Raw genomic sequence first — 22,298 nt, 5'->3', positions numbered from 1 at the left:
GCGGAAAGCCAGAACTCCGCGCGCGACAGGTTCATGCAGCGCCAGTCGAGACCGTCGCGATGCAGCGCCGTCGAGCGTTCGGTGAAGCGAAACCACCCGGTGATTTCATCGTGGTAATCCGCGACGTTCATGTCGTGGAACACGGCATCGATGTTCGCGGCGATGATCGGCTCGACCCGTTCGGCCCCCGATACATGGGTATAGCGATGCCCCCATTCGTCGGCCAGCGCTGCCAGTTGCGTGACGGCCGCGTCCGGTACCGGTGTCGGGTCCATCGAAATGCGCGACGTGCGGCGCGCCATCATCAGCGCCGACAGGTCCTCGCTCGGCGCCCCGGGGTTGGCGACGAGCCGCAACGCAGCGAACGGAATCAATTCCGGCAGGGTCGGCTGGGACATGACGGCCGCCAGTTCCCGTACCGGGCGATGCAACTGCCATTCGACACGCAAACCGTGTGGTGCCGCGAGCAGATCGATCGCTTCGATGAACATGCCCATCGCGGACAACAGGAATGACCCGGTCGTGTCTTCCTTCGGTAACGTACGCGTGCCATCGACGAACAGTTCGGCGCATTCGTCCGAAATCAGTTGCACGCGCCATGGTTGAACGTTGTGCGGCGACGGTGCATGCCGGGCAACGGACAGAATCGCGTGCCAGACAGAAAAGGCTTCAGTGGAAATCCCCGGCATCTCTCGTGGCTTCCTTGTTGTTGTTCGGCAAATTGCCGCTGCGGCGCGAGAATCCGGTCCCTCTCAAGACCGGGCGAAGTTGTGCGCATCTTACACGAGGGCCGGAATCAGTTCACGTGCGCCTGCGGCCGACCTTGACGCTGCCGGCCATCCCGACGATAGGCGGCCGGTGCCTTTCCTAGCAGTCGATGAAAATCGCGAATGAGATGCGCCTGATCGAAATACCCGCACGCATGCGCCCCTGTCGCGCTTGCGCTGCCAGCCAAGACAACCGCCCCGACTAAAACCACACACTGAACCGCGTCCCCGTCATCAGCACATCGACCGTCAGTTTCCATCGATGGGCCTCGGCAATCTCCCTGCAGATTGCCAGCCCGAGCCCCGCACCGTCATATCGCGAATCCGGCGCCCGCCAGTATCGGTCGAAAAGCAGCGGCAGATGTTCCCGCCGAATACCCGGCCCCTCATCTTCAATATGAATCGCCGTCTCGAGAACGGTCAGCACGACGACACCGCCCGACGGCGACGCATTGATCGCATTCTCGATAAGGTTCTTGAGCAGGACGAAAAGCGCCCCGCCGTCCGCGCGTATCGGCGCCGCGGAATCGCGCGCTTCGATATGAAGCGTCACTTGCTTCGCATCGGCCTTGCCGGCCAGCAGGCTCACGACGTCCCGCGCGACGTCGACGCCGCTCACATCACCGAAACTGAAGTTCTGCGCTTCGCTGACTTCAGCCAGATGCAGCAGTTGCTTGACCTGCCGGGCCATCAAATCGATCTCGCGAAGCAAAAGCGCCTTATGGCTGATGTCGGGCTGCAGCTCAATCTGCCCTCTGACCAGCGTGAGCGGCGTCTGCAACTCGTGCGCGGCGTCGGCCAGAAACTGCTGCTGCACCGCGAAGCCATTCTCGAGCCGGGTCAGCGCGTCGTTGAACGCATCGATCAGCGGCTTGATCTCGCTGGGAATCCCGGCCGACGACAGCCGCGTCTTCAGGTTGCGCGGCTCGATTTCCCGCGCGGCACGCGATACCTCCCGCAACGGCTTCAGCACGTGACCGATCGTCAACGGCAGCGTCAGTCCGAAAATGATGGTCGCAATGACCAGCACATACGCGACGGTCCTCGGTATCGGATCGATCCGCGTCCTGACGAGCGCATCGACGAGTTGCCTGCTGTGCGCCACCTGCACGTAATAGACGACGCTCCCGTTCAACGCGCGCTGCGTCGCGACCGCGTACGCCTTGCCGTCGATCGTGGCGGGCAGCACCTTGCCTGCCACCGTCGCGAGGTTCTCCGTCAGCCACGGTCGATCGTCGCTCGAAGGCACCGACGCCAGCAACACCTTCCCCGTCGCATCGAGCACGCGATACTTCACGTCGGCCGGCAAGAGCCGGAACATCACCGCCGGATGCTCGCCCAATCGCACGGATGCCGGGCGCCCGGCCGCATCGAAATGCATTCCGTCCACGATATGACGGATGCTCTCCATCTGCTGGCGCCTTCCCAAGAACTCCGGATATCGGTCCAGAAAATAGATGGAAAGCACGGACAGCAGCGCCAGGCTGATGGCGAACGCGGCGACGTTGGTCACCCACAGACGCGTCGACAGGCGCAGGATCCAATGACGGAACATGGCGTTTTTTTACCAGGGAGCAGCAACGGGTGACACGCGGCGAAGCATCGTCACGCGTCCCGCAGCGCGAAGCCGGCGCCGCGGATATTGGTGAGCCGCGTCGTTGTGCCGATCGCCGTCAGTTTCTTGCGCAAGCGGTGCACGGTCACCTCGAGCGCGTTCGGCGTGACCGCCTCCGCGAGCCCCCACGCGGCATGCTCGAGTACCGCATGCCGGACGGTCCGGCCCGCGGCTTCGATCAGGCAGAGCATGACCTGCAGCTCGGCCGGCGCCAGCAGCACCGTCCGGTCGCCGCAGCGCATCGCGCGCTGCGGCGGGTCCACGGTCACATCCGCGAACGATGCGACGAGGGTCGTGAGCAGCGCCGGACGCCGCATCAGCGTGCGTACGCGGGCGACGAGTTCGGTCATTTCGAACGGCTTGGTCACATAGTCGTCGGCGCCGCTTTCGAGTCCGTCGATGCGGTCATGCAACGCGTCGCGTGCCGTCAGCATCAGGCAAGGCATCATGCGGCCCGCCGCGCGCAGCGTCCGCAGGAACGTCAGGCCGTCTCCGTCGGGCAATCCGCGGTCGACGATCAGCAGCGCGTAATCGGCCCGGTCGATACCGTAAGCGGCTTCCCGGGTATTGCCGAACCGGTCGGATTCGATGCCCGCCGCGGCCAAGGCCTGAGACAACAGGCCGGCCAGGCGTTCGTGATCCTCGACTATCGCCACTCTTGGCATGCTCGCACTCACTTGAACCGATACATGTAGCCGATCCGGGCCTGGGGAACGAACCGCCTGCCGACGAGCGGACTGTCGGTGATGCCGTCGCCGAGACGCGACACGCCGACGTCCACAAACATCGTCTGCTGCTTCGTCAACCGATAGTCGAAACGGGTGCCGGCCGACACGTTCACGGCCGAACCCGCGCTGTAGGCGGGACGCCACGCACGCGCTTCCGATGGTTGCACGCCGTAATAGTAGTCGACGTATTTGTTGCTCAGCCATTCCGCGCCGACATGCGGCGTGATCGAGAACGCGCCGAGCTCGAACGCCTTCTCGAAGCCGATTTTCGCGCGCTCGCCCTTGTTTCCGCCGAGCAGGAAGCTACCCGACAACGTGCCGAAGCCGGTGCTCCATGACAGTGCGGGCCCATACCACAACGCGCCCTTGCGCTTTTCCATGCCGTTCAGGATCGGGGCATCCGAGCCGCTGTATCCGTCGAACAGCGAGAACTGACCGCGCAGCGCGACATTGACGCCGCTCCAGTTGCCGATTTTCAGATCGACCGTGGTGCCGATGGCCTGCACCCATTTGTTGTCGAAGTAGACCAGAGGAAAAGGCAATACGCGGGTGCCGTCGCCCCTGTAGGCCGACGGCTCGATGCCGACGCCCGCGCCCAATCCCCAATGCGTGACGTTCGTCGCGTTGTTGAGGATGGTCAGCCCTGAGTTATCGGGATCGGGCGGGCTCATGCCGTCGTCCGCCCACGCGGAAGCAGATGAAAGTGCGAATGAAGCGGCAATCAGCCATAACGGGCGGGCGCGGCGAGAGGCAATTTTCACAATCGTTTCCTGGTGTCGAGGGTCGAAACCGGGGCTACTGTAGGACCAGTCGACTTACCGCTCACTTACCAGGAAAAATATCGTCCAAGGCCTCTCCGCGCGCCTGCACGACCCGCCCGCCCAAACCCCCTACTTCGACAACCGCAGCTTCTTCGACACCACGACGCCGCTCGACGGACTCACCAGCCAGATGTCACGGAGATCCACGTGCAACGTGGAGATCCGCGTCGAAATGTCCGTCGGCTCCTCGATACTCGGGTCGGCATGTTCGGTTTGTTCGCTCAAGTAAGGCCGAACCAGACGTCCGGAAAAAACCAGTGCGAAGTCGCCATGCGTTTGCGCGTACTCGGCGGGCGAAAGCCGCAAGCGGCTCCGAACCGTGGTCTTTTTGCCTTGCCCCGTCTCGAGCTCGATGATGTCGACGTGCTGGACGTACCCTTTCGCCTTCGCCTCCGGAGCAATCACGAGCCCGCGCCCGCGCGGCCCCTTCGTCACCTTGCTGAGCAGGATGCCGTCCCGGCCGTCGCGCTCCGCATCGAACAGGTCGACATCCAGCGTCAGCAACTGCCGCCGCGACCGGTATCTCAGCCCGTACCGCACCGGCACCACGAAGGTCACGTCACGGTCCAGACCGACGGCCGCCAGGTCGGGATTCGCGCCGTGCCGGCCGGCGGCACCGGCGACGGCGCCGCGAACCCGGTCACGCAACGAAGGCGCGAGCGTGCTGGCGTGCACCTTCTGCAGCGCCTCCCGGATGGCAACCGGATCGTCGCCGACAATCGGTCGTGCCGGGGACGTGTCGTGATCGACAGCCGACGCGACGTGCGTCGCGCCGCCGACGGCCTCCCCCTCCGCACGCGCCGCGACGGGCGCCAGCATCGTCGTCACGGCGACGATGCACGCGAAGCGCGAACAACCCAATTTGAATTTCCGGTGAAACACGACGAACTCCCGATTGCTTGCGGATCGATAAACGACGAGCACTATAGGGCGGAACGATCGGCAACGCACCCGCCGCTTGAAATTCGCCGATGCCGGCACGCCTCGCCATAGGCTCCTTGTCGGCCCGGCGGCACGTCAACGGCCAACACAACACTACCGTGTTGCCTTGGCGACAACAACCGACGGAAAGCGAGCAGCGGTGCCCATCGGCCATCCGCAAACGCGTCCCGCGCCATCGCCTGACTCGCGGATTCCGTCCGAATCCAGCCCGCCATTCACGTGCGCCACCGAACCATCCGGCGGCGAATTTGTATGTTGAAAGATGCCTTTTCCGGCATCCGATCGGCGGGCTTACACACCGCGCGCCGGTGCACAAGCCCCGCTCGCACCGATTTCAATAGCGTGACGTGTCGTTGCTCATTTTGATTCAGGACAATTCCGAATCTTCAACCTCCAATTCAATCGTGTCCTGACAAAAAAGCCCCCATTTCGACGATATGGGAAAACGAGGCACGACAAATACCAATCCAGAACAATCTACTCGACACATTCTCATCCAAACAAAAACACTACTCAAACCAACCAAATATTAACCATTGTTTCAAAAGAAAATATTTCCCATCTCAAAATAAAAATATTAATTAAAGCTAGAAATAGCTTGCTATTCTTCGCACCGAAATCCCAAGTGCCGTTGCATTGCCACCCTGAGAGGCGGATTCGAACCCATCCGAATCCGGAACAAAAAATAACGAGATTGTCGTTATGTCGATCGCAGCAACTTTTAGAAACTTTGCGTCGGGTCTGATCGATCTGAACAAGCGCCCAGTCTCCCTGCATTTCGGGCAGGCGCAACGCGCAGTCGGCCATCTGCTGGCGCTCCATCACGCCGATATCCGCGAGGGACTGATGTCGGGCATCGAAGGGCAACTGACCTGCGTGTCGACCTACGATCATCTGCCGCCTGCGCTGTTTCTCGGTTTGCCCGTATCGGTCCGGCTGACGACCGATCGGGGCAACATCCAGGCGATCAACGCGATCGTGCGCGAAGTGCGAGCCGGTCAATCCGACGGCGAACTGACCGTCTATCAGCTGCATGTGTGCGACGCCCTTTCACTGATGGACCGTCGCACGAACGCTCGCCTGTTCCGCTCGCGCAGCGTGCCGGACATTCTCGCGACGCTGATGAACGAGTGGAAACAGCGTAGCCCCGCACTCGCGCGAGCGTTCGATTTCGACCTGTCGGCATTGCGGGCCGATCGGTATCCGGCACGCGAGCTGACGCGGCAGGTCAACGAATCCGACGCACGCTTCATCCGGCGTCTGCTGCGCCGCGAAGGCATCACGGTCTTTGCAAAGGCCGCGCCGGTCGACGGAAGACGCGGCGTGGCCGATGAGCGCCCGATTCACACGCTCGTCTTCTGCGACGATCCGCATCGTCTGCCGGACGCACCGGCGGGCACCGTCCGCCTTCACCCGCGCGACGCTGGCGTCGAGCAACGTGACACCGTCACCCTCTTTGCGTACGACCAGAGCCTGTCGCCCGGCAAGGTCCGCCGCCCGTCGTGGGATTACAAGACCGCTCGCATGGACGACTTCGAGGCCGTCGCCGGCCTCGACCAGGGCGAGTCGGGGAACGATCTTGCGCGCCTGCTGACCGACGTCGCGATCGACATCCCGCACGTCGGCGACTCGTGGAACGATCACGCCCGCATCGCGCACGACCGGATGCTGGCCCATCAGTTCGAAGCCGCGCGCTTCGAAGGCATCGGCACCGTACGCGACATGCTGGTGGGGCACGGGTTCACGCTGGCCGGCGACCCCGAGCTGGATATGAAGTCGATCGATCGTCGTCGGTTCGTCGCCACGTCGATTCGACACGTCATCTGGAACAACCTGCCGAAAGACCTGTCGGGCCGCACAAGCGGACTATTCGCGGCAAGCCGCAACCTGACGCCGACCGCCCCGCCGCCCGATGCATCGGCGCAAACGGACACGCGCTACGAGAACAGTTTCACGTGCGTGCAGCGCGGTGTGCCGCTGAAGCCCGCCTACGATCCGGCGATCGACGTGCCGCCGGTTCACCTGCTGACCGGCACGATCGTCGGCACGCAGGGCGAAGAGGTGTTTTGCGACAAGGCCGGCCGCGTGCGTGTGCAGATTCACGGGCTGGATCCGGCGGACCATGCTCACGCGCAAGGCGCCGGTACGAACGGCCTGGCCGGCGACAGCGCGCCGATTCGCGTCGCGGCGAGTCTCGCGGGCGAATGCTTCGGTGCGCTATTCCTGCCGCGTGTCGGGATGGAAGTCCTGCTGGGGAGCCTGTCGGGCGATCCAGACCGTCTGGTGATCATCGGCGTGTTGAGCAACGGCGCGAACCCGCCCGCGACTTTCAGCCATACCGGCGGGCTGCCGGGCAATCGCTACGTGTCCGGGATCAAGACGCGGGAAATCAAGGGCCGCCGGCACAACCAGCTTCGCCTGGACGATACGCCGTCGCAAATCTCCGCGCAGTTGGCAAGCGAACATGCGCATACCCAGTTGAATCTCGGCTACCTGACGCAGCCGCGCGTGGACGGACACGGGAACGATCGTGGCGAAGGCGCGGAACTGCGCACCGACGCCGCTGCGGCCTTGCGCGCCGCCCAAGGCATGCTGTTGACGACCTATGCGCGTTCGCACGCGACCGGCGGTCAGCTCGATCGCGACGAACTGATTCACTTGCTCGATCAATGCACGGCGCTGTTCAAGTCGCTCGGCGATTACGCCGGCCAGCATGGCGGGCAATCCGCCGACACGGCCGGCCAGGACAACATCGCCAACGCTTTCCGTCACTGGAAACCCGGCGGGTCGGAATCTGGCGCTACCGGCGACGCATCCGCGTTCATGGCGTTCGGTGCGCAAGCGGGGTCGCTGAACGTCACGCCGAAAACGCATGTCACGTATGCGGGCGAGAACATCGATCAGATCGCGCAGCAACACATGCAGATCACGAGCGGCGAGCGAATCAATCTGCATGCCGGGCATGGCGTCGCAATGTTCGCGCACGGCGACGGCGTATCGGCGATCGCGCATCAGGGGAAAGTGACCCTTCAATCGCAGCACGACGACACGCAAATCGAGTCCGGCAAAAACATCCAGTTGACCGCGGCCGACGGCAGGCTGGCCGGCACGGCGAGCGACGGAGTCGTATTCGTCACGGCGGGCGGCGCGTATCTCAAGCTGCATGGTGGCGATATCGAATTGGGATGCCCCGGCAAGTTCACCGTGAAATCCGATGGTCATGCATGGGACGGCCCCGCAAGCATGAGCGTCGACCTGCCGACATTCGATCAAAGTCCGCTCGGCCGCGTCCCGAAGCTGATTCGGCCAACGGACGGTAACGCGGTGCCGGGGTTCGAAGGACAGATTCGAAAGGCATCGGGAACGCTGTCGAGTTTGACGACCGACCCGGCCGGGGAACTGCCGGCCGTCGATACCGACCGGTTCGAGAGGCTGGCGGTGAAGTTCGCCAAGAAGAATGTTTAACGAAAGCATAGGAGTCCGGATGAACGACTCATCTCTCGATTCTCGACCGACCGCGAGCGCCCGCACCAACGAGCACGCCGCGAAGACCGATGTGGCCGATACGGCTGCGCCGCGCCCGGAGCCACCTCAGATCGTCGTCGGTCGGAGCGACGGAGTCTCGATGTGGACGAAAGACACCCGGCTGATCTGTATCAAGCAAATGCCGTTGCCTGGTATCGTCATCTTCGTCCATGGCGTGAACTCCGAAGGCGAATGGTTCGAAGCCGCCGAGCAGGGGCTGTGCGATGGCCTGAATCGCCGGCTCGGCCGGCTGGACGATCAATTGATGTATCACGGCATCGACGCCGGGCAATTGGTGCCGGCGAAGTACACGGAAAGCGTGACGCCGGATGGGTTTCTTAATCCGAAGCTTTGGTCCGGCAACTACATCAAATCTGACCCGTCCTTCTCTCCCGTCATTCATTTCCGATGGGGCTATAGGGCAACCGCCGCAGAGCTGAAAGAGTACGGCGACAAGATTTTCCTGAACGAGAAGGACTATTGGGGCGGCGGCCCGTTCACGAACGGCTGCGCGAGCCTGCCCGATCTCTGGCACGGCGGTCTCGACGACCGCGCTGCCGGGTGGTTGACCGTCCAGGGGATCAACCCGACCAACCGGCCGCTGTATCGCGCGCCGCCCCGCGCATATGGCGTGCTCGCGGCGTTGCGCCTTGCGAGGCTGATCGAGTCGATTCGCCGCATGCAGGCCGACGTGCCGATTACCGTCGTATGCCATAGCCAGGGCAACATCGTGGGCCTGACGGCGGCGTTTTTCGGCGATGCGCTGCCCGACGTCGTAGATCCGTGGGGACGTAGCGGGCATTGCGTGGCGGATGCCTACGTACTGGCGAATGCGCCGTACAGCCTTGCGCGCGCAGACGGCCCGAATCCATCCGATACGTTCATGGATACCTGGTCGCAACGCGCGACCAGGGACGGCAGCGGTCGTCGCGGACGGCAGACCTACGCCGCCCGCACGAAAACGTTCGGCAAGTTTCTGTCGATCATCGGCACGCGCAAAGCCTACGAACTGCCCGCCGGCAAGATCGATGAAGACATGGCCAACGAACGGGTATCACCGACCAGCAAGCGGTCTTATGCGGCACAAGAGGATCGGGCTCGCCACGGCCTGAACGAATCGACTTATGGTCGCGTCACCGCGTATTGCTGTCCACACGATCAGGTGATTTCGGCGGTCACGGTTCAAGGCATCGGCTGGCGCGGCATCGACGAGAACGAGCTGAACGATATCGGTGTCCCCGGCGTGCTGACGCAGCGCGTCTTTGCCTCCGGCTTCAAGGTTGGCGTGCAGAAACGCTATCGGTATCGGGAGGATGACTGGCGGCATGGCAAAGAGGGAACCACGTCGGGATTCTGGTATCCGCCTTCGCCGCCGGCCAAATTCAATCTCATCGGTGCGCTCAAGGGAAACGAGTCCGTGTTCGGGGTGGCGGCCACGCTTGCATCCGCGCCGATCATGTTTTTCGTGACCCAGATCAGCTCGACATTGAATATGTTCCGCGTGAACGCCAATCCGCCGAAGGGCTGGAGCGTGGTAGCGGACGCGCCGGCACTCGACGAACCGTTCCCGCCGCAAGCGTTGCGGTTCGGCAAGCCCATCGAAACGAAAGACGGCAATGCGATAAGCGACTTCAACGAAGGCAACGATCCGCCGGCCGCATGGCGCGACGCAAGCAAGAGCGAGGCAGACAAGCGCGCGGACGATCCTTACGATCAGTACAACGCGAAGAACGCCGACAGCGTCGCGCAAGGGACGGCAGAGAGCGAAGCCGGACAGCGTTACGAGGACCGCGCGTTGATGCGGATGGAGGCACGGCGCACGCTGAATACAGAATGGCTCGATGGTGATGGCCACGTGATCGGCGAGGACGGCAAGAGCGAAATGCCGGAGGGCTACAAGGAATGGCGCGATCAGCAGATTGTCGATTGGCTCGATCGTGGCTCGACCAACAGCCCGACGAACCATTCCACGACGATGACCAATCCGAAGCATGCCAGAAAGGCGCTTGCGTACGACGTGGCGATCGGGGTTTGCTATCTGACGCCCGAGCAAATGAAGGTGCTGCGGATTGAGGCGGATTGGCGGATGGAAGACGGTATTCCCGACGACAACCCGAACAAGAAATACACGGAGTACTTTGTGCGCGGAAAACTTGACGAACTTCCGATGCATGAATGGGTACATGCGGAGAGCAGCGAAGGCAAGATGCCGGACACCATCACGAATGAACGAGAAGGTCAGTTCTATCTGAAGGTCGGGGGCACGATATGAAGGCACTAATCGCTACATGGCCGCGACGTGCCGCTGTTGCGCTCGCAGCATGGATGATCACGGCCGTACTCATGGCGTCGTTAATGGCGCACGTAGAACAACCAGACCCGACACAACTGGAAATAGGAGATTGGATGAAACGATTTTTAGTCGTGCCCAGCCTGGCTGCGCTCATGGTGCTTCTTTTCACCACGGCCACGGTACGGCCCGCGCACGCGGCACCTTCGACGGAACCTGTAACGCATGCGGGGCCCTCTGCGGAAGAAGCAGCGAAGCCATTCGTCGCGCAGGTCGTAGGTTTGATCTGGTTGAATCCGTTGCAACGCATGGACTACCCGACCGAATGGCAACTGCTGTGGACGCAAGGACTCGCATCCCCGAACAAGAACGACGACATGGTGCGAACCGATCCGAAGTCCTTTACGACGCTCCAGTCGGTAGCGGGTATCGCATACGGCAACGAAGGCGCAGAAACATTCAGAGGGTTCTATCGCAAGTACATGACCAAGTTCCCGCTGCTGCTTCACTCACGCTACGCGAGCAACGCGAAATACTTCTACACGGTCAAACCTGACGATAAAAGGGACTGGCGCGAGTTGGCCGGTATCCGTGTCGAGCTTGCAATTCCGGAACGACTTGACGCATCCGAATCGCAAAGCTACTTGCAGGACTCCATTCGAAGGACGTTTTCGATCGGGAATCAGTATTTTCCAACGATGTGGAGCCGCAACACGCTCCCCGACGTACAAATCACGCAAGGCGACGCGAACGCCGGATTCACTTCATTGAGCAACGCGTTGGACTATTTGCAGGCGAATCCCGACAAGAGCGTCTGGGTAGTGAACTGGGACGCACCTAACTTCCCGCCCACGGATGCACAGATCAACGAGAACCTTGTCACGCTCTTCCTCGCCGGTCCGACCTTCAATACCGAGCGCGAACCGCTCGCCTGGATCGGCAAGGCAGCAACCGGCAACACGCATGATTTTCCGCAGAAGGTCGGCACAACGCGCGCCGTGCAGGCGTGGAAGGCGACGATCGACCAAGCGGCACGCAATGCTGGCATCACGGTCCCTGACCTCGACTACATCGTTCACGACGCAGGTAAAGGCAGCGACGCATCGTCGGCGCGCCTTGCCACCCTCGCGCAGACGTTGACCGAAGCCCTCCCCGAATACGACCACCGCAAACAGACATTCAACACGGCCGCCCTACTTGGCGACATGGGAACCGGCAGCGCACTGACAGATGTCGCGCTCGCCATCGGCCGGATCAACCACTTCGGCGGCAACGCACTCGTCGCCGGCACGACCGATCCCGAGCATCCCGTCGCGGTCGTTGTCCGGCCACCGTCGAAGCTCACGCCGATCGATCCCGACAAGGACTGGTTCCGCGCACGCGGCGGCAACAATGCCTACCTGCCGTGGTGGGGCCGCCGACACGATACGAATTACGGCATGCAAGGCTATTCATGGTGATGCACACCGGTACGGCAGCGCGTTAAATGTGAACGTAGATGTTGTATAGAGCAGCAGGAGGTGGGGTGAAACGATTTGTAGTTGTCCCTAGTTTGGTGGCACTTGTGGCGTTTCTGTTCTCGACGGCCATGATGCGCTCGGCGCATTCCGCACCTGCCGCTGAACCAATAGCGAACGCAGCTCCCTCCGTCGAAGAGCCGGCGAAGCCATTCTTTGCCCAGGTCGTCGGACTCATTTGGTTGAATCCGTTGCAACGCATGGACTACCCGACCGAATGGCAACTGCTGTGGACGCAAGGACTCGCGTCTCCGAACAAGAACGACGACATGGTGCGAACCGATCCGAAGTCCTTTACAACGCTTCAATCGATTGGCGCGCTGGTATATGGTAACGAAGGCGCAGAAACATTCAGAGGTTTTTATCGCAAGTACATGACCAAGTTCCCGCTGCTGCTTCACTCGCGCTACGCGAGCAACGCGAAATACTTCTACACGGTCAAACCTGACGATAAAAAGAACTGGCGTGAGTTGGCTGGCATCCGTGTCGAGCTTGCGATTCCGGAACGACTCGACGCGGCCGAATCGCAAAGCTACTTGCAGGACTCGATTCGAAGGACGTTTTCGATCGGGAATCGGTATTTTCCAACGATGTGGAGCCGCAACACGCTCCCCGACGTACAAATCACGCAAGGCGACGCGAACGCCGGATTCACTTCATTGAGCAACGCGTTGGACTATTTGCAGGCGAATCCCGACAAGAGCGTCTGGGTAGTGAACTGGGACGCACCTAACTTCCCGCCCACGGATGCACAGATCAACGAGAACCTTGTCACGCTCTTCCTCGCCGGTCCGACCTTCAATACCGAGCGCGAACCGCTCGCCTGGATCGGCAAGGCAGCAACCGGCAACACGCATGATTTTCCGCAGAAGGTCGGCACAACGCGCGCCGTGCAGGCGTGGAAGGCGACGATCGACCAAGCGGCACGCAATGCTGGCATCACGGTCCCTGACCTCGACTACATCGTTCACGACGCAGGTAAAGGCAGCGACGCATCGTCGGCGCGCCTTGCCACCCTCGCGCAGACGTTGACCGAAGCCCTCCCCGAATACGACCACCGCAAACAGACATTCAACACGGCCGCCCTACTTGGCGACATGGGAACCGGCAGCGCACTGACAGATGTCGCGCTCGCCATCGGCCGGATCAACCACTTCGGCGGCAACGCACTCGTCGCCGGCACGACCGATCCCGAGCATCCCGTCGCGGTCGTTGTCCGGCCACCGTCGAAGCTCACGCCGATCGATCCCGACAAGGACTGGTTCCGCGCACGCGGCGGCAACAATGCCTACCTGCCGTGGTGGGGCCGCCGACACGACACAAATTACGGCATGCAGGGCTATTCATGGTGACGCACACCGGCGCGGCAAATCGCTTCGTCCGAACGTGATCGCCGCGTCAGACCTCAAACCATTTGGAGGACGGAATCCCATGCGGGGAATTATCCGGGTAGAAGATACGCACACCCACGGCGGCCGGGTCGAATCCGGCGCCCGAAAAAGCACGGTGATGGGGCGCGCGGTCGCTCGTATCGGCGACGCGTGCTCGTGTCCGATTCATGGCGCCTGCACGATTGCCGAAGGCGACCCGGCCTTCGACATCGAAGGCGGAGCCGCCGCGTTCGACGGCCACAAGACTTCGTGCGGCGCGGAATTGATCTCGTCGCTTCAACATTCGGGGCGGGTCTGAATGCCGACGCCCCGACGCATGACCGACGAACAGTTCCGGCTGCTGCGGATGCAGGACACGCGGATCAAGCCGCTGAACCAGTGGGCCTTGCACGAGATTTTCGTGAAGGGCCGATCACAACGGGCGCTGGCCGCCGAACTCGGCATGACGCACTCCGCGATGTCGCAACTTGTGCGAAAAGCCTGGCGACGCTATCTCGATCTGCCATGCAACGCCGCCCGCCTCACGACGCTCACGGTCACGATTCCGTCGAAGTACGAGCAGGCGCTGCTGGCATGGGTACGGGATGCGCACCGGTTATCGACCGACCCCGGCCCCGATGCGGCGACGTAATCGCGACGATTCCGGCCAGCGAAGCCGCGGAGAAATGAATTCCTCCAATCCCATCACAGATAAAACGTAATTCCACTTAGAGCTGAATTCTCAGCCAACTTTGGATCCTTTTTCCCTTCTGTCCCCCGTATCATTTCCGTCACTACGCAATCAGCAAGAGACGGACATGAGCGACACCCCCCCGCTGCACTACCTCGACTACGCAGCCACGACCCCCGCCGATCCCCGCGTGATCGAAGCGATGACGGCCTGTCTCGGCTTCGACGGCATCTTCGGCAACCCCGCATCCAGCTCGCACGCCGCCGGCCGGCTCGCGAAAGACAAGGTCGAGCACGCCCGCGTGCAAGTCGCCGCCCTCATCGGCGCGGACGCCGACGAGATCGTCTGGACGTCGGGCGCCACCGAATCGAACAACCTCGCGCTGAAGGGCTATGCGGAAAACGCGACCGGCAAGCGCCATCTGATCACGAGCCGCCTCGAGCACAAGGCCATTCTCGACACGATGGCGAACCTGTCGAAGCACGGCATGCAGGTCACTTTCCTGACGCCCGACGCGAACGGCGAAATCACCGCCGACGCCGTGGCGGCCGCGATCGGCCCCGACACCGGCCTCGTGTCGTTGATGCTCGTGAACAACGAGATCGGCACGCTGACCGACATCGGCGCGATCGCCCGCATCGTGCACGCCGCCGGCGCGCTGCTCCACGTCGACGCCGCGCAGGCGCTCGGCAAGACGCAGATCGACGTACGCGCACTCGGCATCGACATGATGTCGATGTCCGCCCACAAGGTGTACGGCCCGAAGGGGATCGGCGCACTGTTCGTCCGCCGCGAGATCGCGAGCCGGATCGCCCCGCAAATCCACGGCGGCGGCCACGAGCGCGGGTTGCGTTCGGGCACGCTCGCCACGCATCAGATCGTCGGCATGGGCGTCGCATGCGAACTCGCCGCCGACAAACTCGACGGCGAAGCCGCCCGGATCGCGGCGCTCGGCGCGCGGCTCACCGACGCGCTGTTCGCGCTCGGCGACGTCACGCAGAACGCAGCCGCGGCCCGCCGCATCCCGCACACGCTGAGCCTGACGGTACATGCGCCGGGCTTTTTCCCGTTCATGCTCGGCGATGCGCTCGCCGTGTCGTCCACCTCCGCCTGCAATTCGACCAGCGGCGCGCCGTCCCACGTGCTGACCGCGATCGGTCTCGATGCGGAAACGGCCGGCCGCACCGTGCGCATCAGTTTCGGGCGTTTCACGACGGAACAGGACGTCGACTTCGCGGTCGCCTGTTTCGCGCGGGCGATCGAGCAATGTCGGGCGGCGGCGGCGACCGGCTTCACCGCGTCGCGGCAGATCACGCCGGCCGACCTGAAGGCGATCCGCAATGCCGGTTTCCGTGCGGTGATCTGCAACCGGCCGGACGGCGAAGGCGCGGATCAGCCGGCGTTCGAGGAGATCGCCGCTGCCGCGCGCGAACTGGGCATGGACGCGCGCTACCTGCCGGTCGAACGCGACCGCATCGGCGACGCGGAAGTCGACGCGTTCGGCGCGCTGGTCGACACGCTGCCGAAGCCGGTGCTCGCGTATTGCCGCAGCGGCAGCCGCTCCGGCATGCTGTGGAATCGGCTGTCCGAACGACGCACGGCGTAAACCGCCCGCCACTACACCCGCCCCCCCCTGCGTCCACGCACGAAGCCGGCCCGCGCGACGGAAAGCCGCGCCGGCCGCCACCCTGCCTGCTACATCACTCGTCCTGCTGTTCCTGCTGCGCCTGCACCTGCCGCTGCCGGATGAACTGCCGCACATCGCTCATCGTCACGCGGCCGGTGTGCTTCGCGTCGATCTCGTCGAAGTGCTTCGACACGAAACCGAGCCCGCTGCTCTGCGCCTGCGCCTTCGTCACGGCCGCGCCGTTGCTCAGCACGGTATTGGCGCCGAGCCGCGCGTCGACGCGCTGCTGCGCCTGCTGCTGCAACGTCGCGCCGGTCGACGGCAACACCGGCGCCGCCCGCGTGGCCGGAAAGAACGGACCGTCGACACCGCGCCCGCCGTGCGGCAGCTTCACCGGCGCCACCGCCTGCGGCGGCAACGCGTAGGCAGTGCTCATCACGGCGCCGAGCACGATCAACGGAGACATACGCCGCATCAATTGGATTAGGGACATGATCGCTCGCATTCAATGGATGAATAGAAGGTTCCTTTGATAAGGACTCCGTCGCTCAAGGGGCGGCCGCCAGCGTGGTCGCCGTCGTCGCACCCGGCGCGCTGCCGGTCGGTACGCTCGGCGGGTTTTCATCCGGCCACGGCGGCGGCAGCATGTGCAGCGTCAGCGCCGTCGGAATCCGCGCGCCCTTGTAGAACGTCTGCAAATCCCGCTTCATCAGCGGACGGGCGACGTCGTCCAGATAGATCATGTGACCGCCCTGGAAGAAATTCACCTGCAGTTTCGGATTCAGGCCCTTCACCGTCTGCAGCCGCGCGAGCTGCTTCTCGGTGTTGAAGAACGGCGTCGCGAGATCGTGGTAGCCATTCTCCGCGAGCACGCGAAGCTTCGGGTTGAGCTGCAGCGCGCCGAGCAGATCGGGGATCGTGTCGGGCATCGGCTGGCCGTCGTGCGAGAAATCCCAGACGCCGATGATGTTGTCGTTCAGCGGCAGGTACGTCGCGTTCGGCGCGGTGTAGCCGAGGTAGTCCGGCATCTGCGTCGCGAGCGCGTTCGTGAACGGCTGCGAGATCAGGATGTCGGACGGATCGCCGTCGTTCTGCAGCCGCGGGTCCGAGTTCGGCAACGACACGCGCCCGTCATATCGGCCGATCGTCGTGCCGGGCACGAGGCTCGTGCCGAACGGATTCGCGTTGAAGTAGTCGCGCAGCGCCTGCTGCGTGAGACTCGACGGGATCGACCACAGCCTCAGCGTCGCATCGCTCGGGAACACCGGCGTGCCGAGCGCATCCGGAATGCCGAGCTGGCTCAACACCCACGACTGCGAATACTTCTGCAACTGGCTGTAGATCAGCGTCGTGAACAGTTCTGTCTGGAGTGCGTACAGATCCTGGTTCACCGGCGCCGGCGACACCTGGTTGAAGTACGCGGCGACCGCCGCATAGCCGGGCAGATAGCCGGCCACCGTATCGGTATCGAGCAGCAGCCCTTCGGTCGACTGCGTGATCGCCACCGCTTCCACTGCATCCGCGAAGTAGTTCAGGATCGCCGACTGCAGCACGATCCCCGTCAGGTGCACGCCGGCCGATTCGAGCGCGAGCGCGAGCATGTCGGTCCGCGGCGTGCCGTACGATTCGCCGTACAGGTAGATCGGCGACGTGCCGCGGCCGTTGACGTTCAGGTAGCGCTGGATGAAGTCGCGCATGATGTTCACGTCCACGTCGGAACCCCAGTACTTCTGGTTGGTGTTCGGCAACACGGCTTCCGACAGCCCGGTGCCGGGCGGGTCGATGAACACGAGGTCGGTGGTGTCGATCAGGCTCTCCGCATTGTCGACGAGCGGATAGTTCGGCCAGTTGTTGCCGAACAGCGGATCGGGCGTGGCCACGCGGGTCGGCGCGAACGAGCCGAGCCGCAGCCAGATCGACGACGAACCGGGCCCGCCGTTGTAGACGAACGTGACCGGGCGCGGCTTGCCGTTCGTGCTGGGCGCGGTGTACGCGACATACGACATCGACGCTTCCGCATTGCCGTTCGCGTCCTGCGCGGTCAGGTGGCCGGTGGTCGTCGTGTAGTCGATCGTCTTGCCGCCGCCGGTCCACTGGTAATGCATGACGGCCGCCTTCTCGGACACCTGCGACGGCGCGAGGCCGTCGGTCGCGTTCATCGAGTACGCGACCGGGTCGACGTACGGCTGGTTGGCCGCCTGCGCCTGCGTGCCGGCCGCCTGCGCGCTGGCCTGCTGGCTCGCGGTGGCCTGCGCGAGGCTCGACGCGCCGACGGACGACGAATCGTCGCCGCCGCATGCCGCGAGCGCCAGTGTCATCGCGGTCAATGCACCTAGCCCGGCCAGCCGGCCGCGACGAACGCGGCGGCTGCCGGTATTGCTCCTGTCTGGTTTCATCTCTTTCCTTTGGCTTCGGATACCGCGTCACACAGGCCGCCAACGCCTGCGGCACGCGCAGGCCGACCCGCCACTCGCGTTGCACGGTCGGCAGTCGGCGATTGGGGATGGGACTTCTCAGAGACTGAACTTGATACAGACACAGCAAACTGCTGGCGAGAATGGTGCTCGGACGCGCCCCCTGCAGTTTGGCCAACTTTTATATGACTAAAATTTACGACACCACAAAAATAGGCGGTGCCGCGCCGCGTTGTCAAAGATCATTCGGATATTAAAATTCCCGCAATGATGCGAAGGGCGGACAGTGTCTGGAATTTGAAAGAAAACGGAATTATTCGTGCAAGGTACGCGTTATCGGCATTGCCGCGTCGAGTATTTTGCCTTTCTCGCGCAAAGCAGCAGCCTTTCCTGTATTGACGCGGCGCATCCAAGGCCTTCGGATCGAGCGGGCATTTCTTTCATTTTTATTATCGCCGATCGATTAATGCGATGCCGCGACATATATATGCCATTCAGCGATTCGATTCGCTTCGATCACGCTTCAATTGCAGTTCCGGTGTGCACTGCGTCATCCATAAAATACCGGTTCGATTAATATTTCGAGGAATTATTTACCCGGCATTCGAACGGCTTTGCCGTGCGCACGGCGACGTACGGCATCGCCGCACGTCGCCCGTTGCGATGACTCACGCCACGATCACTTCCCGCCGTCCGGCAGCGCGATATCGATCAGCACCGGATCGTGATCCGACGAACGATACGCATCGGCCGCGTAGAACGTCTTCTGCTGCTCGGCCGACTTGTACGCGAGCGTGTACTGCAGCGCGAGCGGCTCGTCCGCGTTGATGTGCCATTCGTGCACGGCCTTCACGTGCGACGCGAGCGGCAGCGTCGCGAGCGCGTGGTCGAGATAACCGGCTTCGCCGTTGTACACGTAGCTGTACGCGTTCGCGCCGATCCAGCGCGCGACGAGGTTGCGGTAGCCGCGCGATTCGAGCGTGCGGATCGGGTCTTCGTACGTGTAGCTGTTGAAGTCGCCGATCAGCAGCACGCCCTGGCTCTTGACGCCCGTCGGGTTGCCGGCCAGCCAGTCGGCGACCTTCGCCGCCGCGCGCGTGCGCGTCGGATTCCAGCAGCCCTGACCATCGCCCTGGTCGAGATCGTCGTTCGTGGCATCCGGGCAGTTCTTCGACTTCAGGTGGTTCACGGCCACCGTCAGCGCCTGCTTGTTGCCGCCGACCAGCCGGAACGACTGCGCGAGCGGCTGGCGGTTCTTGTCGTCGATCGCGAGCGTCGCCGCGCGGCCGACCGGTTCGACCTTGCGGCTGTCGTAGATCATCGCGACCGAGATCGCGTCGCCGCCGAGCCGCGACGTGCCCGGATCGACCACGCGCCATTGGGCACCGAGCTTCGCCGCGAGCTGGCGCACCGCGCTCAGTTCGCCGTAGCCGTTGTTCTGGATTTCCATCAGGCCGATCACGTCGGCGTCGATCGCCTTCAGCGCGCTGACGATCTTCGCTTCCTGGCGCTGGAATTCCTCGAACGTCTTCGCGCCGCGGTTGTCCGGATCGTCGAAGCCGCCGCCGAGACCGTTGCCGTTGAAGTAGTTGAGCACGTTGAACGACGCGACGCGCAGGTTCGATTTCGGATCGCGCGCCGGTGCGTTCGTGCGCGGGTTCTCGCGCTTGTCGAACGCCGGCACGGCCGCGCCGGGCAGCGGCTGTACGCGCCATGCGCCATAACGCACTTCGAGCACGCCTTCGACGTCGCGCACGGTGTAGCCCGCGCGCAGCGTGTTCGCGGCCGACAGGCCCAGCGCCGGATACGGCACGGTCGCGGGGTTCTGCTTGTTCGAGCCGTCGTCGAGGATCAAACGGTTGCGCGCGTTCGCATCGATCTGCGTTTGCGCCTGCGCGGGCGGCACGACGCTCGTCGGCGTACGCAGCCGGCCGTTGCTGAGCATCACGCTGCCGTAGCGGCCGAGTTCGTAGTTGTCGGTGACGCTCAGCGTCTGCGGCAGGCGCACGCGCATCCCTTCGTACGCGGCGAACGCGTTCGGGCTGTCGACCGGCAGCGTGAGCGTCGCGGGCGTGACCGTCTGGCCGTTCGCGCACACCGCGATCGCGCCCGCCAGCGTGAGCTGCGTCTGCCCGTATTTCTCCTCGACCTTGCCCGTCACGTGCACGAGATCGCCGGCCTTCGCACGCACCTTCGGCGCATAGACGAACAGGCCTTCGGACACGCCCGGCTGGTTGCGGCGCTGCGCGTCGGCCTGCTGGACGAAGAAGCCGCCGAAGCCGTCCGTGCCGCCGAAATCGGCAGTGACGACGGCTTCGATCGACGTGTTCTGACCGGCGAGCGGCGACGGCGCGCCCGGGCCCTGGATATCGGCGATCGGCGTCGTGCTGCCGCCGCAGTTCGCGCTGACGGGCGCGGCAGTGGCGGCAAATACCGGCGCGGCGAGCGTCGGGAGCAGCAATAGCGGGGCAAACAGGCGGATTGTCGAACGCATGGCGGGAATCCCGGTTGTGAGGGTGGCGAAAGCTTAGCGGCGCTCGGTGACAGTTTTTGGTAATCGGCAGACAGGCCGATGTAATTGTCGTCATCATGCCGTGATCGCCATGCGTCGTACGGCCGCGCGTCGCTCATGCCGCGAATCCTCCGCCGAAAAAACGCCGCGCTAGACCGTCCCCGGCAACGCGCTCGACACGAGCACGGCCGCCACCATCAGCACGCCGCCGAGCACGACCGCCTCGACGCGCAGCACCGTGCCGAACCGCTTCAACGCGCCGGCCGGCATCGCGACGGCCGGGTCCTGCAACGCGGCGAGCAGCTTCGGCATCCCGAAGAACCGGTTGTGTCCGCCGAGCATCGCGGCAATCAGCACGAGCACGAGCTTCAGCAGCAGGATCTGCCCGTACGTCGACGCGAACAGGTTGGCGGGCGTATCGACACCGCGCCAGCCGTTGTACGCGCCGGTCGCGAACAGTACGACCAGCGCGTAAGTGGACGCATCGGACAGCGACTGCACGAACGATGCGCCCGTCGCGCGTTCGCTCGCCGGCATGCGGACGAGCCGCGGCATCACGCCGAACGCCGTCACGAGCACGAGCCCGACCCACGCGCTGATCGCCAGCAGATGCAGCCAGTCGGCCCACACGGGGACGCTGAACGGCCCGGCGTCCACCGGATGCCCGCCGTTGCTGCGAGCGAGCGCGACACCGGCGAGCGCGGCCACCATCGCGAACGGAAACCGCGTGTCGTTCGCATGCGAGACGAACGACAGCAGCACGACGACGAGCATGAATGCGGTGCCGGCCAGCCACGCATGGCCGAACCCGGTGCCCGCGAGCATCGAATAAACCGCCGACCCCGCGTCGAGCAGCGACACTTCGCTCATCAGCGCGCAGTGCGCCCAGAACGCGGTGACGCTCGCGAGCAGCGATACGACGGACGCGCTGCGCAGCGTCGCGACGAGCCGCCGCCCGACGCCGCGCTGCCACGCGGATGTGCCGCGCGCGAGCCAGTGCCGGCCGAGCAACGCGCCGACGACGACCGCGAACCCGGCGTTCTGGATCGCCACTGACACGAGCCGCAGCAGGCCGACGATGCCGTCGTTCATCCCTTCACCCGGAACGTATACGTGCCCTTCGTGCGATGCGCATCGGCCGTCATCGCCACCCACTGCACCGTGTACGCGCCGGCCGCAAGCTTCGGTATCGCGACGGTCATCACGCGCGGATTCGACGCATCGACCTTCGCCTTGTCCTGCGTGACGGCGTTGCCGCTCGCATCCGACACCTTCACCGAGCTGAACGCCGGTTCGAGATCTTCGTTGAACGTGAGCCGCAACGCGTCGGGCGCCGCGTCGACCGTGCCGCCGGCCGCTGGCACCGCGCCTTCGAGCTTGCCGTGGGCCGAAGCCGCGGCCGGTGTCATCGCGAAGAGGGCGGCCGCCGCGGCGAACGCGGCGAGCCCTCCGGAAATCGTGCTGGTCATGTTCGCGCTC

Annotated in this window: 16 protein-coding genes; 7 read left to right on the top strand and 9 right to left on the bottom strand. The window is 63.7% G+C overall.

What is annotated here, in order from left to right; all coding sequences use genetic code 11:
• Nucleotides 1–969: 969 nt before the first annotated feature.
• The 4 genes from J8I35_RS03845 to J8I35_RS03830 form a co-directional block, all read right to left on the bottom strand.
• A complete protein-coding gene (locus J8I35_RS03845) occupies nt 970–2,322 on the bottom strand; it encodes an ATP-binding protein (protein ID WP_209924548.1) in 1,353 nt (450 codons plus the stop codon).
• Between the two features lie 50 nt (nt 2,323–2,372).
• Nucleotides 2,373–3,047: a response regulator transcription factor gene (locus J8I35_RS03840; protein WP_050018086.1), complete on the bottom strand. Its 675-nt coding sequence runs from the start codon at nt 3,045–3,047 to the stop codon at nt 2,373–2,375.
• 8 nt (nt 3,048–3,055) lie between these two features.
• On the bottom strand, nt 3,056–3,781 hold the full coding sequence (locus tag J8I35_RS03835) for a MipA/OmpV family protein (protein WP_245170091.1): 726 nt from the start codon (nt 3,779–3,781) through the stop codon (nt 3,056–3,058).
• A 219-nt stretch (nt 3,782–4,000) separates the two neighbouring features.
• A complete protein-coding gene (locus tag J8I35_RS03830) occupies nt 4,001–4,813 on the bottom strand; it encodes a hypothetical protein (protein ID WP_209924546.1) in 813 nt (270 codons plus the stop codon).
• Nucleotides 4,814–5,575: 762 nt separating this feature from the next.
• Here J8I35_RS03830 and J8I35_RS03825 point away from each other — a divergent pair.
• From J8I35_RS03825 to J8I35_RS03795, 7 genes are all read left to right on the top strand, one after another.
• Nucleotides 5,576–8,338, top strand: a complete 2,763-nt coding sequence (locus J8I35_RS03825) for a type VI secretion system Vgr family protein (protein ID WP_209924545.1) — start codon at nt 5,576–5,578, stop codon at nt 8,336–8,338.
• A 19-nt stretch (nt 8,339–8,357) separates the two neighbouring features.
• Entirely contained in the window at nt 8,358–10,670 is a 2,313-nt protein-coding gene (locus J8I35_RS03820; RefSeq protein ID WP_209924544.1) for a DUF3274 domain-containing protein, read from the top strand.
• 134 nt (nt 10,671–10,804) lie between these two features.
• The gene (locus tag J8I35_RS03815; RefSeq protein ID WP_209924543.1) at nt 10,805–12,148 is read left to right on the top strand and encodes a virulence factor; all 1,344 of its coding nucleotides are present in this window, start codon (nt 10,805–10,807) and stop codon (nt 12,146–12,148) included.
• A gap of 65 nt (nt 12,149–12,213) precedes the next feature.
• The gene (locus J8I35_RS03810) at nt 12,214–13,557 is read left to right on the top strand and encodes a virulence factor (RefSeq protein ID WP_209924542.1); all 1,344 of its coding nucleotides are present in this window, start codon (nt 12,214–12,216) and stop codon (nt 13,555–13,557) included.
• A gap of 79 nt (nt 13,558–13,636) precedes the next feature.
• Entirely contained in the window at nt 13,637–13,894 is a 258-nt protein-coding gene (locus J8I35_RS03805) for a PAAR domain-containing protein (RefSeq protein ID WP_050017691.1), read from the top strand.
• Nucleotides 13,895–13,912: 18 nt separating this feature from the next.
• Entirely contained in the window at nt 13,913–14,227 is a 315-nt protein-coding gene (locus J8I35_RS03800; protein WP_124595409.1) for a TrfB-related DNA-binding protein, read from the top strand.
• Nucleotides 14,228–14,393: 166 nt separating this feature from the next.
• A complete protein-coding gene (locus J8I35_RS03795; RefSeq protein WP_209924541.1) occupies nt 14,394–15,872 on the top strand; it encodes an aminotransferase class V-fold PLP-dependent enzyme in 1,479 nt (492 codons plus the stop codon).
• 94 nt (nt 15,873–15,966) lie between these two features.
• Here the strand turns inward: J8I35_RS03795 and J8I35_RS03790 are convergent, their stop codons facing one another.
• The 5 genes from J8I35_RS03790 to copC form a co-directional block, all read right to left on the bottom strand.
• The gene (locus J8I35_RS03790; RefSeq protein WP_245170090.1) at nt 15,967–16,359 is read right to left on the bottom strand and encodes a 2-oxoglutarate dehydrogenase; all 393 of its coding nucleotides are present in this window, start codon (nt 16,357–16,359) and stop codon (nt 15,967–15,969) included.
• A gap of 82 nt (nt 16,360–16,441) precedes the next feature.
• Nucleotides 16,442–18,289, bottom strand: a complete 1,848-nt coding sequence (locus J8I35_RS03785; protein ID WP_209924540.1) for a peptidase S10 — start codon at nt 18,287–18,289, stop codon at nt 16,442–16,444.
• A gap of 697 nt (nt 18,290–18,986) precedes the next feature.
• Nucleotides 18,987–20,801 carry an ExeM/NucH family extracellular endonuclease gene (locus J8I35_RS03780; RefSeq protein WP_209924539.1) on the bottom strand — a complete coding sequence of 605 codons (1,815 nt, stop codon included), beginning with the start codon at nt 20,799–20,801 and terminating at the stop codon, nt 18,987–18,989.
• A 168-nt stretch (nt 20,802–20,969) separates the two neighbouring features.
• Nucleotides 20,970–21,911, bottom strand: a complete 942-nt coding sequence (locus J8I35_RS03775) for a CopD family protein (RefSeq protein WP_209924538.1) — start codon at nt 21,909–21,911, stop codon at nt 20,970–20,972.
• Nucleotides 21,908–22,288 carry a copper homeostasis periplasmic binding protein CopC gene (copC, locus tag J8I35_RS03770; protein ID WP_050017697.1) on the bottom strand — a complete coding sequence of 127 codons (381 nt, stop codon included), beginning with the start codon at nt 22,286–22,288 and terminating at the stop codon, nt 21,908–21,910. Before copC ends, J8I35_RS03775 begins: the two co-directional genes overlap by 4 nt.
• Nucleotides 22,289–22,298: the final 10 nt, after the last annotated feature.

It is taken from the genome of Burkholderia sp. CpTa8-5 (assembly GCF_017815045.1).
In the GTDB taxonomy this organism is placed as follows: Bacteria; Pseudomonadota; Gammaproteobacteria; order Burkholderiales; family Burkholderiaceae; genus Burkholderia; species Burkholderia sola.
The sequence above is the reverse complement of the archived record's forward strand: the minus strand, read 5'-3'. Positions and strand labels throughout refer to the sequence as shown.

What these genes read in the sequence shown, in the direction of transcription:
- J8I35_RS03820 (WP_209924544.1), top strand. Translation starts at nt 8,358, where the DNA reads ATGAACGACTCATCTCTCGATTCTCGACCGACCGCGAGCGCCCGCACC.
- J8I35_RS03835 (WP_245170091.1), bottom strand. Translation starts at nt 3,781, where the DNA reads ATGAGCCCGCCCGATCCCGATAACTCAGGGCTGACCATCCTCAACAAC.
- J8I35_RS03840 (WP_050018086.1), bottom strand. Translation starts at nt 3,047, where the DNA reads ATGCCAAGAGTGGCGATAGTCGAGGATCACGAACGCCTGGCCGGCCTG.
- J8I35_RS03800 (WP_124595409.1), top strand. Translation starts at nt 13,913, where the DNA reads ATGACCGACGAACAGTTCCGGCTGCTGCGGATGCAGGACACGCGGATC.
- J8I35_RS03790 (WP_245170090.1), bottom strand. Translation starts at nt 16,359, where the DNA reads ATGTCTCCGTTGATCGTGCTCGGCGCCGTGATGAGCACTGCCTACGCG.
- J8I35_RS03775 (WP_209924538.1), bottom strand. Translation starts at nt 21,911, where the DNA reads ATGAACGACGGCATCGTCGGCCTGCTGCGGCTCGTGTCAGTGGCGATC.
- J8I35_RS03825 (WP_209924545.1), top strand. Translation starts at nt 5,576, where the DNA reads ATGTCGATCGCAGCAACTTTTAGAAACTTTGCGTCGGGTCTGATCGAT.
- J8I35_RS03805 (WP_050017691.1), top strand. Translation starts at nt 13,637, where the DNA reads ATGCGGGGAATTATCCGGGTAGAAGATACGCACACCCACGGCGGCCGG.
- J8I35_RS03795 (WP_209924541.1), top strand. Translation starts at nt 14,394, where the DNA reads ATGAGCGACACCCCCCCGCTGCACTACCTCGACTACGCAGCCACGACC.
- J8I35_RS03780 (WP_209924539.1), bottom strand. Translation starts at nt 20,801, where the DNA reads ATGCGTTCGACAATCCGCCTGTTTGCCCCGCTATTGCTGCTCCCGACG.
- J8I35_RS03785 (WP_209924540.1), bottom strand. Translation starts at nt 18,289, where the DNA reads ATGAAACCAGACAGGAGCAATACCGGCAGCCGCCGCGTTCGTCGCGGC.
- copC (WP_050017697.1), bottom strand. Translation starts at nt 22,288, where the DNA reads ATGACCAGCACGATTTCCGGAGGGCTCGCCGCGTTCGCCGCGGCGGCC.
- J8I35_RS03815 (WP_209924543.1), top strand. Translation starts at nt 10,805, where the DNA reads ATGAAACGATTTTTAGTCGTGCCCAGCCTGGCTGCGCTCATGGTGCTT.
- J8I35_RS03845 (WP_209924548.1), bottom strand. Translation starts at nt 2,322, where the DNA reads ATGTTCCGTCATTGGATCCTGCGCCTGTCGACGCGTCTGTGGGTGACC.